At 63.5% G+C, this 12,174-nt stretch carries 10 protein-coding genes; 5 read left to right on the top strand and 5 right to left on the bottom strand.

What is annotated here, in order from left to right; genetic code table 11:
* Nucleotides 1-2 precede the first annotated feature (2 nt).
* On the top strand, nucleotides 3-695 hold the full coding sequence (pdeM, locus tag AC07UB_RS09520) for a ligase-associated DNA damage response endonuclease PdeM (protein WP_492791711.1): 693 nt from the start codon (nucleotides 3-5) through the stop codon (nucleotides 693-695).
* A gap of 2 nt (nucleotides 696-697) precedes the next feature.
* Here the strand turns inward: pdeM and AC07UB_RS09515 are convergent, their stop codons facing one another.
* The gene (locus tag AC07UB_RS09515; RefSeq protein ID WP_492791712.1) at nucleotides 698-1,561 is read right to left on the bottom strand and encodes a LysR substrate-binding domain-containing protein; all 864 of its coding nucleotides are present in this window, start codon (nucleotides 1,559-1,561) and stop codon (nucleotides 698-700) included.
* Between the two features lie 96 nt (nucleotides 1,562-1,657).
* On the opposite strand from AC07UB_RS09515, the gene AC07UB_RS09510 reads away from it, so the two are divergent.
* Entirely contained in the window at nucleotides 1,658-2,575 is a 918-nt protein-coding gene (locus AC07UB_RS09510; RefSeq protein WP_492791713.1) for a DMT family transporter, read from the top strand.
* 73 nt (nucleotides 2,576-2,648) lie between these two features.
* Complete coding sequence (locus AC07UB_RS09505; protein WP_492791714.1) at nucleotides 2,649-3,983, top strand: Nramp family divalent metal transporter; 1,335 nt, start codon at nucleotides 2,649-2,651, stop codon at nucleotides 3,981-3,983.
* On the opposite strand, the gene AC07UB_RS09500 is transcribed toward AC07UB_RS09505, so the two are convergent.
* From AC07UB_RS09500 to AC07UB_RS09485, 4 genes are all read right to left on the bottom strand, one after another.
* The gene (locus AC07UB_RS09500; protein WP_492792759.1) at nucleotides 3,980-4,759 is read right to left on the bottom strand and encodes a TIGR02186 family protein; all 780 of its coding nucleotides are present in this window, start codon (nucleotides 4,757-4,759) and stop codon (nucleotides 3,980-3,982) included. The genes AC07UB_RS09505 and AC07UB_RS09500 overlap by 4 nt on opposite strands.
* Nucleotides 4,759-5,685: a sulfite exporter TauE/SafE family protein gene (locus tag AC07UB_RS09495; RefSeq protein ID WP_492791715.1), complete on the bottom strand. Its 927-nt coding sequence runs from the start codon at nucleotides 5,683-5,685 to the stop codon at nucleotides 4,759-4,761. Before AC07UB_RS09495 ends, AC07UB_RS09500 begins: the two co-directional genes overlap by 1 nt.
* Nucleotides 5,686-6,000: 315 nt before the next feature.
* Complete coding sequence (locus AC07UB_RS09490; protein WP_492791716.1) at nucleotides 6,001-9,252, bottom strand: tetratricopeptide repeat protein; 3,252 nt, start codon at nucleotides 9,250-9,252, stop codon at nucleotides 6,001-6,003.
* 184 nt (nucleotides 9,253-9,436) lie between these two features.
* Nucleotides 9,437-10,012 carry a TetR/AcrR family transcriptional regulator gene (locus AC07UB_RS09485; protein WP_492791717.1) on the bottom strand — a complete coding sequence of 192 codons (576 nt, stop codon included), beginning with the start codon at nucleotides 10,010-10,012 and terminating at the stop codon, nucleotides 9,437-9,439.
* 162 nt (nucleotides 10,013-10,174) lie between these two features.
* Here AC07UB_RS09485 and AC07UB_RS09480 point away from each other — a divergent pair, with 162 nt between their 5' ends.
* The gene (locus tag AC07UB_RS09480) at nucleotides 10,175-10,312 is read left to right on the top strand and encodes a hypothetical protein (protein WP_492791718.1); all 138 of its coding nucleotides are present in this window, start codon (nucleotides 10,175-10,177) and stop codon (nucleotides 10,310-10,312) included.
* Between the two features lie 10 nt (nucleotides 10,313-10,322).
* Nucleotides 10,323-12,116 carry an acyl-CoA dehydrogenase C-terminal domain-containing protein gene (locus AC07UB_RS09475; RefSeq protein WP_492791719.1) on the top strand — a complete coding sequence of 598 codons (1,794 nt, stop codon included), beginning with the start codon at nucleotides 10,323-10,325 and terminating at the stop codon, nucleotides 12,114-12,116.
* Nucleotides 12,117-12,174: the final 58 nt, after the last annotated feature.

Here is a 12,174-nt window from a genome sequence, read left to right as displayed (position 1 = left end):
AGATGCAGGCGGCGCAGGCGACAGATCGAATTCCAGCCGTCACTGTCGCGGGCGTCACCTTTGCCGCCGATCTTGCCGGCGCGCTCTTCTGGGAAGACGAGCGGCTTCTGATCGTCTCGGACCTGCATCTCGAAAAGGGTTCCAGCTTTGCCATGCGGGGCGTGCTGCTGCCGCCGTTCGACACCGCGGCGACGCTCGCACGCCTGAGTGCGGTGATCGCGCGCCACGATCCCCGCACGGTGATAGCGCTCGGTGACAGCTTCCATGACCGCGAGGCTCACGCGCGGTTGTCGCCGGATGATCGCGAGGCGCTGTCGGCCTTGCAGGCGCGTCGCGACTGGATCTGGATTTCCGGCAATCACGATCCGGCACTGCCGCGCGATCTCGGTGGTGTGGTCGCGGACGAAGTCGCCATCGGCCCCATTGTATTTCGCCATGAGCCCACGGGGGCCATCGGTGAAATCGCAGGGCACCTGCATCCGAAGGCACGGGTTTCGACGCGCGGACGTTCGGTGGAGCGAAGGTGTTTCGCCAGCGACGGCGAGCGCGCGGTGATGCCGGCGTTCGGCGCCTATACCGGTGGCCTGAGCATTCGCGATGTAGCCTTCGCGGCGATCTTCCAGACGATGGCCTTCACGGCCCATGTGCTCGGCGATCGCCGCGTTCACAGCATCGCGGCGTCGCGCTGCTATTAGCTTTATGCGGCCTTGGCCTGCACCTGACTGCAAAATTCCGCGAGCTTCTCGGCAAGCCGCAGTGTAGCTGGGCTGGCATCGGGCGATGCCATCAGTGCGACCTCTGTCTTGTCGATGGGTGCGAATCCGTCCTTCGCCGTCAGCACGCGATGATCGGCCTGAATAGCGATTTCTGGCAAGATGCTGAGCCCAAGCCCGGCGGCGACCGCGGCCTGAATGCCGGACAGGCTGGAACTGGTATAGGCCATGTGCCAGTTGCGTCCGCCGGCTTCGATCGCGTGGATCGCGCGCGTCCGGTAGAGACATCCGATCGCGAAGAACACCAGCGGGAGAGACTGCGCCTTCGCGTCGATCGGATTCTTCTTGCTGGTCACCCAGTGAACGCGTTCCGGCCACACCGCGATGCCGCCTTTCTCTCCGGCGTCGCGCTTGATGAGCGCGAGATCGATGTCGCCGCGTTCGAGATCGCGGCGCAGATATTTGCTCTGATCGGCGCGGACATCGAGCCGCAGGCCGGGCCGCGCACGTGCGAAATTTCCCAGGAGTTGCGGGAGCCGATAGGCGGCGAAGTCCTCGGGAATGCCGAGCCGCACCGCGCCTTCCGATTCTGGCCGGGCGAGAACGTCGCGTGCTTCTTCCGCCAGCGCGAGAATCCGCCGGGCATAAGACAGCAGGCGCTCGCCGTCCTCGGTCGCTGTCACCGTCTTGCCGGACCGGTTGAGCAGCACACGACCGAAATCGTCTTCCAGTCGTTTGATCTGCTGGCTCACGGTAGACTGGGTGCGGTGGACCCGCTCGCCGGCGCGGGTGAAGCCGCCGGAATCCACCACCGAGACGAAGCTGCGCAGGAGTTCGAGATCGAGCATGGCCGCACCTATTTATATATCCACTGATGTCGATTTTATCATTTAATTTCCAAATGACAATGTCAGGCCTATTTCGGGTGGCGAAGGAGACTTTCCATGTCCATCGCCGTTCCATTGTCCGCTCCGGCCGCCCGCAGCAACTGGCTGCCGTTCCAGATCGCCCTGTTTTGCGTGGTCTGGAGCCTGTCTTTCGCCGTCGCCAAGGTGGCGCTCACGGATTGTCCGCCGTTGCTGTTGCTGATGGTGCGCTTTCTGCTGGCCGGTGCCGTAATGCTGGGGCTCGCGGCGCTGAAGCCCGGTGAAATCAGTTTGACCAAGCGCGATCTTCTGGCCTTCGCCGTCATCGGCATCGCCAACAACGCGATGTATCTCGGCTTCGGCTATGTCGGATTGCGCACGGTCTCCGCCGGGCTCGGCACGCTGGTGGTCAGCGCTAACCCGGTGTTGACCGCCGTGCTCGCGGCCATGTTTCTCAGCGAGCGGTTGACGTTGCAAAAGGTCATCGGCCTTGTGCTCGGCGTTGGCGGTGTCGGCTTCATCGTCGTGCATCGCCTGTCCACTGGCACCGGCCAGGACAGCGCGTCAGGTCTAATTTTCACATTCTGCGCGCTGCTCTCGATCGTCGCGGGCACCATTCTCTACAAGAAGCTCGCGCCGCAGGGCGGGATGCTGATCGGCAACGCGGTGCAGAACGTCGCCGGCGGGCTGATGCTGATCCCGTTCGCGTTCTCGTTCGAAAGCGTCGCCGAGATCGTGCCGAGCTGGAAACTGCTGGCGTCGCTGGGTTATCTCACCGTGCTCGGTTCCATCGTCGGCTATCTGTTGTGGCAGCATCTGATCCGGGTGATGGGCGCAACCGCGGCAAGCTCCTATCATTTCCTGATGCCGCCGCTCGGTGTACTGTTCGGCTGGCTCCTGATCGGAGAGCATGTCTCGCTGGCGGATGTTCTCGGCCTCGTTCCGGTCGCGCTCGGCATCTACCTCGTCACGCGTCCGTCGTCGCTGCGCGCTTGACAGGACAAGGCAGTGCGCCTCGTAGGGAACCGGGGCGCACCGGGGCCGTTGTCAGCCGCGGCAGGGCACGGGCATGACACATCACAAAATCGATCATCGAAAGAAACTGGAGCGGGAGCCGGCCGCGCCGAAAGACAAGCAATCAGAACCTTTCAGCCTGCGTGGAATGCTGAAGAAGCTCGGTCCGGGCCTCATCACCGGCGCATCGGACGACGATCCTTCCGGCATCGGCACCTACAGTCAGGCCGGCGCGCAACTCGGCTACGGCATCGGCTGGACCATGCTGCTGACCTTTCCGCTGATGGTGGCCATTCAGGAAATTTCCGGTCGTGTCGGCCGTGTTACGGGACGCGGCATCGCCGGCAACGTCTGCCGGCATTATCCGGCCTGGGTGCTGAACATCATCGTGGCGCTGCTGTTTGTCGCCAACACCATCAACATCGCGGCTGATCTCGCAGCGATGGGCGATGCGCTCAAGCTCCTGATCGGCGGCCCCGGATTTCTTTATGTGCTGGTGTTCGGTGTCGCCTCGGTCGTGGCGCAAATTTTTCTTGACTACAAGCGCTACAGCGCCGTGCTGAAATGGCTGACGCTCAGTCTGTTCGCCTATGTCGCCGCACTGCTTGTGACCAAGGTCTCGTGGGGCGATGCGTTGCGCGGCATCGCCATCCCCCATGTGCAGTGGACGTCGGCTTTCCTGACCACGCTGGTGGCTATACTCGGCACCACGATCTCGCCCTATCTGTTTTTCTGGCAGGCGTCGCAGGAAGCCGAGGACCAGCGTGTCGATCACAACAAGCAGCCGCTTGCCGAGAAACATTACGGCGCGCTGAAGGAATTTCGCCGCATTCGCGCCGACACGATTGTCGGCATGGCGTTCTCAAACCTGATCGCGATTTCGATCATCATCATCGCGGCGGCAACGCTGAATGCGACCGGCAAGACCAATATCGAAACCTCCGCGCAGGCGGCCGAGGCGCTGAAGCCGATCGCGGGTAATTTCGCGGAATTCATTTTTGCGCTGGGCATCATCGGCACTGGCCTGCTCGCGGTGCCGGTGCTGGCTGGCTCTGCGGCCTACGCCATCGGCGAAGGCCGCAGATGGACGGTCGGTCTAGCCCGCAGGCCGGGCGAGGCGGTGGCGTTTTATTCGGTGCTGGCGCTCTCGGCGGCCATCGGAATTGCGCTCAACTTCACACCGATCAGCCCGATTTCAGCACTGTACTGGAGCGCGGTGATCAACGGCGTGCTCGCCGTTCCGGTCATGGTGCTGCTGATGTTTCTCGCGCGCCGCCGCGATGTGATGAGCAAGTTCATCATTGCGGGCCCCTTGTACTGGCTGGGCTGGCTCTCGACCGCGGTCATGGCGGTCTGCGTGATCGCGATGATCGCGGGATTTTTGCTTTAGTCTCTGCGGAAGACCACCGAGGCGAGCCAGCCGGTCATGATCGCCATCAGCGCGGTTGCGAGTCCGTAGAGCAGTCCGTGCTGACGCGCGGCGTTGGCAACGAATTGCTCGAAGCCGACCTTGACGATTTCAAATGCGGTGTCGGTCCGGGTCACCAGCGCGCCGTTCGCGAACAGCTTGATGTCGATGTCGTAAGTGCCGATCGGCACTTCGGCGGGCAGCGGAATCCCGGTGCGGAACAAGGTCGGCGTCAGGAAGGTCACCGCGCTGGTTTCCTCCCGGTAGAGTCCGTGATCGGTGCGAAGCCGCACGAACGCGGAGCGGAACGGGTCGCTTGCGACGGTATTGGCGATATCCGGCCCCATGCGTTGCGGCAGCGATATGCTGGTCAGTCCGACTTGCTGTCGCCGCCGCACATCCGGAGATGCGATGTTGTCGACGGGCCGGTTGGTGAAAATGCCGAGATAGGCAGGGACCTGAATGAATTCGCGGGAGTCGACATTGATCCAGATACCGAGCTTGCGCTCCTTGCGCCGTGTCACCATGTCGGCGCGCGGTCCGCTGACCGTGACGACGATGTCGTAGCCGGTTCCGGTCGGCAGCGATTTGCCATCGCGTTCGATCGAGCCGAACAGCACAAGCTCCTCGCCGGAATAGTTCGGGGTGACGGTGACGCGGTGGTTGGACACCGAAACGATCAGGTTCTCGGCGCGCGCCGTTCCGCTGGCAGCAACGGCGAGCATCAGCGCGGCTGAATAGAGGGTTGAGCGATTCATCATCCGCCGCCCCCAAGCTCGCGGATGGAATAGAGCTCGTTCGGTCGGATCACCAGTTCGACGGCGAAGCGGATGCCGACCGACATAATCAGAAGCCCGAGCAGCAGGCGCAAATGTTCGCCGCGGATGCGTTGGCCGGCCCGCGCGCCGAACTGCGCGCCGATCACGCCGCCCACCATCAGCACCAGCGCCAGCACTGCATCGACCAGATGGTTGGTGACCGAATGCAGCACGGTCGCGATCACCATCGTGACCAGCGTCAGCGCCATCGATGTGCCGATCACCGTCGAAGTCGGTACGCGAAGGATGTAGATCATGATCGGAATCAGGAGAAAGCTGCCGCCGACGCCCATGATGGCGCCGAGAAAGCCGACGATAAAACCGATCCCGACGACGGGGATTACTGACAGATAGATCTTGGAGCGCTTGAAGCGCATCTTCAGCGGCAGGCTGAGGATCCAGCCTTGCGCCCGTGCCCGCCGCTTGATGGCCGTGTCGCCGCCGCGCGCGCGCAAGATGGCGCGGAATCCTTCCAGGAACATCAGCGTGCCGACGGCGGTCAGCAGCACAACGTAAGACAGCGCGATGATGAGATCGAGCTGGCCGACGGAGCGCAGCAGCGCGAAGATCCAGACGCCAAACGCCGTTCCGGTGACGCCCCCGCAAAGCAGGATCAGGGACAGGGCCGGGTCGATGGCGCGCCGGCGCCAATAGGACAGCGCGCCGGAGAACGATGAGGCCGCCATGTGGCTGGAGACCGAGGCGACGGCGACCGCAGGTGCGATCCCGATGAAGATCAGCAGCGGTGTCATCAGGAAACCGCCGCCGATGCCGAACATGCCGGACACGAATCCGACCGCCGCGCCCATCGCCAGGATGAGAAAGACATTGACCGGAATGTCGGCGACAGGAAGGAAAAGTTGCACGCGCGCGTTCGCTTGATTTTTGGCGCGAGGCCCCGGTTGTGGTGCTAAAGCATGGAGGGGTCCGCAAACCGCTTCACGCTTTTCGGCATCATGCTCCGGAAACCCCTCGCAGCAGGGATTTCGCCGCGACGCGGGGTCATGCGCCGCACTTCTGCTTAACTGAAATCGTCCGCGGGTGCGTTAAAGAATCGGAGGGCGGCGCCGAAAAATGCGTGATGTGGTTTCAGAACACATCAGCTGCGTTAATCTTAACGCGGGAGGTCCACGACGGGACCGCGCGCGTTACGGCTTCCAGGGACAACGAAAAGGCTGATCTTAGCGGGACGCGCTTTTGCCGACGGCCGGCTTGGCAGCAGGCTTCGGCGCTGTCGCGGCATCCCATCCGCCGGCAGGAGCGCCCACGGCGTTGGCCTCGTCGGGCTGCGGCTCGGGCGTGAAGGTCTGAACCGCAAGCTTCGCGGCTGCGAGCGATTGAGGATCGAGCCGCTTGGCGACATCGTCACGCTTGCGGCCGGAATCCGCATCACCTTGGGCGGCGGCGAGGCTGAACCACTTGAAGGACTCCGCGAGGTTCTGTTCGACGCCGATGCCGCGCGCGTAGAGAATCCCGAGGTTGAACTGGCTGTCGGCGACGCCCCGTTCCGCAGCCTTGCGAAACCACTGCGACGCGCTCTTGTAGTTCGGTCCCACGCCGCCGCCGTCCGCATCGAGCACCGCGAGATTGTGCATCGCCTTGGCGCTGCCCTTCTCGGCGGCCTGCAGATAATACCCACGTGCGGTCTCGATATCCTTCTTGAGGCCGAGGCCTTTCTCGTAAAGCGTTCCCAGCCGGAAAGTCGCGGGCACCACGCCGCCCTGGGCGGCGCGTTCATACCATTTCGCCGCCGTTGCATAATCCGGGGCGACGCCACGCCCTTCTGCGTAGCGGATGCCGATCTCGAAGGCCGCGCCCGGATCGCCCTTGTTGGCCGCGGTGCGTAGCGCCGCGCCGCCGATGGCTTCGGGCAGTTTGTCCGCCACCGGAACGAGCGCGACCTTGGCGTTGCTCTTCGCTGCGGGAGGAATCGTGACCGAAATTCGCTCGTTCGGCTTGGCGATGGATCCGGTCACATCGGGCAAAGCCGGAGCCGCCGCCGGTGCGGCGACCGGCTCAAACGGCGCCGCGGCGGGGACCGAGAGAACCTGGGGCTGCGCATTCATCGACTGACGATCGAGCGGCGTCGGCGACGTGATCGAGGGCATCGCGGGCGGCGCGATGTCGGATCGCGGACCGCTGTCGCCTGCGGGCGGTGTCGCCGGCTGGTTGACGCTGGACTCGGCAGGCAGCGATGGGTTCGCGCTATCGTGACCGCTGAGAAGGTTCATGCCCATCTTGACCGTGCCGAGCACGATCACGACCACGCTGGCGCCGACCAGCAGCGCGCGGATCTTCGAGGAGATTCCGGAATCCCCGATGGTCGCAACCTTGGCGGCATTGCGCGCGGCATCGTTGAGCGCGGTGACGCGATTTGCCTTGGGCCCGGCAGGCACGGGAGGGGCTGCGGCGGCAGCCTGCGCGGCGCGGCGCGCGGCCTGAATGAAGTTTGTTGAACTGACGGGCGCCTGCGCGCTTGTGGAAATCTCGTTCAGGACGACTTCCGACGCGGCGATGCGCTCGGAGGGAGACGATCCAGCGCGCGCCGATTGCAGGCGGGTGCCCGGCTCCAGCGGATGATCCGGCGGCAGACTTGGATCGATCGGACTGCGCGGCGGCGACGGTGGCCGCACCTGAGCGGCGGGTTCGTCTGCATCGGCCTGCGCATACGTCATGGCCGCCGCAGGCATATGAGAAGTTGCGGCGGCAGCCTGCGTGGCTTGCAGACGCGCGATTGGGGCCTGTGCCGCAGCGGGATTCGGCATTTCCGGACGCGGCACCGGCATGAAGGACGCAGCCGGGCGCGGCGATTCAGGCGCGGAGGTCTCGCGCATGGCGGGCGCGGGCATCGGAATGTCGCGCGGCATCTCGCGCGCGGCAGGGGCTGCGGCGCGCGCGCTGCGCAAGTCGCCCTCGATCTGCGCGAGACGATCGACCACATGGCCGAGCGTGTTGTGAACGGCTTCGAGCGAGTCCTGCGTGTGCCGGTTGGTTTCCGACTGACTATAACGGATATCGGTCAGTTCGCGCTTGATGGTATCGACCAGATCGCCATCCATCGGCGCGGCGGCGCGGTATCCCTGATCCGCAGCTGCGCCGGACACGCGCTGGGTCTCGAGATGGCGCAGAATGTCGGACAGGCCTTCCTCGACCCGCGCAAGATTTCCGCCGCGCGAGTCCGACATCTCAAGCCGCTCAAGCAGATGGTGCACGCGCTGCTCGACATGGCTCAGCGAGGATGCGCTGTCATTGCCGACCTGAAGATGATCGAGCCGGTCCGAAATCGTCCGGACGGCGTTGTCGAAATAGATCGTGTCGCCGGCAGCCGGGCGGTCGCGCTGCTCCAGCGCCGTGGTCAGCACGGCGATGCGCTGTTCGAGCGCGGACAGGATGTCGCCGTTGCCGCCCGCGCGCGCGAGTTGATCGACCTTGATCGATAACGTCTGGACGTGGCCGGCGAGTTCGTTCAGCGCATCATTCGATGCGACGTTGGACACGATTGACCGGAGTGCGGCGATTGCGTCTTCAAGCTGAGGAACTGTTGCGGGATCGTGGCTGGATCGCACGATGGTGTCGATCTTGCCGCCGAGATTGCGGATCGCATCGTCGAAGCCAGCGAGTTGTTCGGCGGGCTTGAGCGTGCGCAGTTCGCTGTAGATGTCCGATAGCGCGCGTTCGATCCCGGACAGCGCCGTTGAGTCGATGCCGCTGGAGCGGGTTTCGTCGATGCGCCGTCCCAGCGAGCGGATTTCGCCTTCCAGCGATTCGATCGCGCGGCGCGGCAAGGCTTCGGTGATGGCGAGACGGATTTCGGCCAGTTCGCTGCGGAAAGCGGCGATCGACTGCTCGATGCCGTCGGGACGGTTCAGCGCCGCGATCTGACTCGTGATCTGCGAGAGCTGCCGCTCCAGTCCGGAAAAATCGGCCTGCGGCTGCATTGGCGGCGCATGGTTGATGAAAGAGGGTGGCGGCATCCGCGCCGCGCGCGAGGGCATGCCGTCGAGTTCGCCCTGCCGCGCAACGATTTCCGCAATCGAGAAATCCATCGCCGACATACTGGGGGCGGTGCGCGCTGCTGATGCGGCGCGATAGGGAACGTTTGCGGGGGAGCCGTCAGAAATCTGCGACAGCCGGGCGTCCAGCCGCGAAATGGCGTCGTTCAATTGCCGGGCGACGGCGGGATCGCTCTTGGGGGCGCCCGGTGCACGCGAGATGTGTTCGACCTGACGGGCGATGGAATCCAGCCGCTTGTGGATTTCGGCGACGTCCTGGGCCTCGCGGGGATCGGCTCTTCGGGGGTCCGCACCGGGGCTGCCGATTGCGGAATTCAGCCAATCTCCCAAGGACATACCGGCACGGCGCGCAGAAGCTTCGGCCCTTTCGCGGACCGATGGCTCGATTCCGTCAACACTCCACGATACGCGCGATGTCATGCCTTGGTCCGGTCCTGGCGCCAGCTCCTGCCTCAGCGCTTCAGGTCCTCGCGTCCCTTTGAAGAGACAAGCAAATTTCGACGCGAGACGCCTGTTTCCAGTCCCGACTTTTTCGCGTTACGGTAAATACCGGGTTAATGAAACGTCGGCGGCGCCACTATTATTAATTTTCAGGCCTGAGGCGTCAGCTTGAGGACGGCCGGGAAAACAGACCGCTGAGATCGCCGAGATCCGCTTCCGTTATTGTTCCGTGAGCGGAATTCATGACGGACGACTGCCCGATATAGGCCCAGTAAATGAACTCCGCGCGGGGGATCGACACCCGTGCCTCGACGCCGGATTCGCGAAGAAGCTTGGCGATATAGGCAACCCGCCCGGCATCCACGGTTGCGACGACTTTGGCGGCATCGGCATTTGAGGCGGCCCATGAGCGGAAGGCGCGCTCAAGGCTTCTGTCTTCATTAAAAGCCAGTTTCATCAAATGAGTCAGGCGCGCGGGCCCTACGATCGACGAATCGATCTCGCGGATCACTCCATCTGTCGCGCGCTCCTGCCAGGTCGCCAGCAGTTGAGCGCGAAAATCGGCAATGCTTTCGAAGTGCCAGTAGAAACTGCCCCTCGAGACCTGTAGCCCTTCGGCCAGCATGCCGGTTTTCAGAGCGGCGGCCCCCTGCCGGGCAAGTGTCCGCAGTCCGTGGGCAATCCATTGCTCTCGGGTAAGGCGGTCTTTCGCGAGTGAAGATTCGGCAGCTTCAACCATACACAAGTGTATTGACACAAAAAGCTGCCGCACGCTAGGCTCCGTACAGAGGTGTATGGATGCCTAGGCGGAATATTGCACTTGCGCAGGCGGGTCTTGTCGGCGGATGGGCAATGCAATTCTGCGGTGGTTAAATTCAACAACGCGATCGAAGGCGTCAGTATGAATGGCGCCTCGCGCTCGCCGATGATGGCGCGCATCGCGCATTTCAATGTCATGGTGAGGTCATTGACGGCAGTCCATGTGCTGAGGCGGTTCATCGCCAAACAACTCGTGCAATCCGCGTCCATTGTGAACTGAGAGACATTCCATGACGATCTACAAAGCACCCGTCGAAGATGTGACCTTCCTTCTCAACGACGTTTTCCAGATCGACCGCTACAACAACCTTCCCGGATTCAGCGATGCGTCGGCGGACGTCCGCGCGGCGATCCTCGATGAAGCCGCCAAGTTTTCCGAAAAGGTGCTTCAGCCTCTCAATCACTCCGGCGATCTCGAAGGCTGCACGCGCCATGACGACGGCCGCGTTACCACGCCCGCGGGCTTCAAGGACGCGTTCAGGCAACTGGCGGATGGCGGCTGGCTCGGCCTGTCGGGTCCGGCGGAATACGGCGGCCAGGGTCTGCCGGTGACTCTGTCGCAGGCCGTCAACGAATTCCTGTGTTCGTCCAACATGGCGTTCTCCATGTATGGCGGACTGACCATGGGTGCGATGGCGGCGCTGCTGGTTCACGGCTCGGACGAGCAGAAGACGACGTTCGTGCCGAACATGATGGCCGGCAAATGGGCCGGCACCATGAATCTCACCGAGCCGCAATGCGGCACAGATCTGGGCCTGATGCGCACCAAGGCGGTGAAGCAGGGCGACGGCACCTACAAGATCACCGGCACCAAGATTTTCATTTCCGGTGGCGAGCAGGATCTGACCGAGAACATCGTGCATCTGGTGCTGGCGCGCATCGAAGGCGCGCCCGCGGGCATCAAGGGTGTCTCGCTGTTCGTGGTGCCGAAGGTGAAGCTCAAGGCGGATGGTTCACTCAGCGGCGAGCCGAACGGCGTCTCCTGCGGCTCGATCGAGCACAAGATGGGCATCCACGGTAATTCGACCTGCGTGCTGAATTTCGACAACGCGGTCGGCACACTGGTCGGTGAAGAAAACAAGGGCATGGCGGCGATGTTCGTCATGATGAACGAGGCGCGACTCGGCGTCGGCGTGCAGGGCCTCGCGCAATCCGAGGTCGCCTACCAGAACGCAGCGGCCTACGCGAAGGACCGCCTGCAGGGCCGCGCGCTGACCGGGCCGCAGGCCAAGGACAAGCCCGCCGATCCGATTATCGTGCATCCCGACATTCGCCGCACGCTGATGTCGATCCGCGCCTTCAACGAGGCGGCGCGCGCGCTGGTGGTGTGGACGTCGCTGAAAAGCGATCTTGCGCATCGCTCCGACGATGCGAAGGAGCGTCAGGCCGCCGACGATCACATGGGTCTGTTGACGCCGGTGGTCAAAGGCATGCTGACCGATGTCGGCTTCGCCAACGCGGTCGCGGCGCAGCAGGTGTACGGCGGTCACGGCTACATTCAGGAAACGGGCGTCGAGCAATTCGTGCGCGATGCGCGTATCGCCATGATTTATGAAGGCGCCAACGGCATCCAGGCGCTGGATCTGGTCGGCCGCAAGCTCGGCCGCGACGGCGGACGCGCCATCACGGCGTTCTTCAACGAGGTCTCGGCTTTCGCCAAGGACAACGCCGCGGACGAAGCGCTGAAGCCTTACATCGCGCCGATGAGCGCCTCGCTGCAGCATTTGCAGCAGGCGACCATGTGGCTGATGCAGAATGCGATGGCGAAACCCGACAATGCGGGTGCGGCTTCCACCGATTTCCTGCATCTTTTCGGCCTCGTGTCGCTCGCCTACATGTGGGCGCGCATGGCGAAAGTCGCGCAGACCAAGCTGGCGGAATCCGGTGAGGAGCCTTACCTGAAGGCCAAGCTCGTCACGGGCAAGTTCTTCATGGAGCGGATGCTGCCGGAAACCTCGCTGCGCCTGTCGCGCATCCAGACCGGCGCAGGCTCGATGATGGAGCTGCCCGCCGAGGCGTTCTGATTTCTTGAAATATCCCGCGCAGATTCAGTGCGGGTCTCCAACGCGACAACGTCAACAA

The organism is Afipia sp. GW821-FHT04G03 (assembly GCF_059419985.1).
Note: the sequence above shows the minus strand (reverse complement) of the source record. Positions and strands in the feature narration are given on the sequence as shown.

What these genes read in the sequence shown, in the direction of transcription:
- pdeM (WP_492791711.1), top strand. Translation starts at nt 3, where the DNA reads ATGCAGGCGGCGCAGGCGACAGATCGAATTCCAGCCGTCACTGTCGCG.
- AC07UB_RS09515 (WP_492791712.1), bottom strand. Translation starts at nt 1,561, where the DNA reads ATGCTCGATCTCGAACTCCTGCGCAGCTTCGTCTCGGTGGTGGATTCC.
- AC07UB_RS09510 (WP_492791713.1), top strand. Translation starts at nt 1,658, where the DNA reads ATGTCCATCGCCGTTCCATTGTCCGCTCCGGCCGCCCGCAGCAACTGG.
- AC07UB_RS09505 (WP_492791714.1), top strand. Translation starts at nt 2,649, where the DNA reads ATGACACATCACAAAATCGATCATCGAAAGAAACTGGAGCGGGAGCCG.
- AC07UB_RS09500 (WP_492792759.1), bottom strand. Translation starts at nt 4,759, where the DNA reads ATGAATCGCTCAACCCTCTATTCAGCCGCGCTGATGCTCGCCGTTGCT.
- AC07UB_RS09490 (WP_492791716.1), bottom strand. Translation starts at nt 9,252, where the DNA reads ATGACATCGCGCGTATCGTGGAGTGTTGACGGAATCGAGCCATCGGTC.
- AC07UB_RS09485 (WP_492791717.1), bottom strand. Translation starts at nt 10,012, where the DNA reads ATGGTTGAAGCTGCCGAATCTTCACTCGCGAAAGACCGCCTTACCCGA.
- AC07UB_RS09480 (WP_492791718.1), top strand. Translation starts at nt 10,175, where the DNA reads ATGAATGGCGCCTCGCGCTCGCCGATGATGGCGCGCATCGCGCATTTC.
- AC07UB_RS09475 (WP_492791719.1), top strand. Translation starts at nt 10,323, where the DNA reads ATGACGATCTACAAAGCACCCGTCGAAGATGTGACCTTCCTTCTCAAC.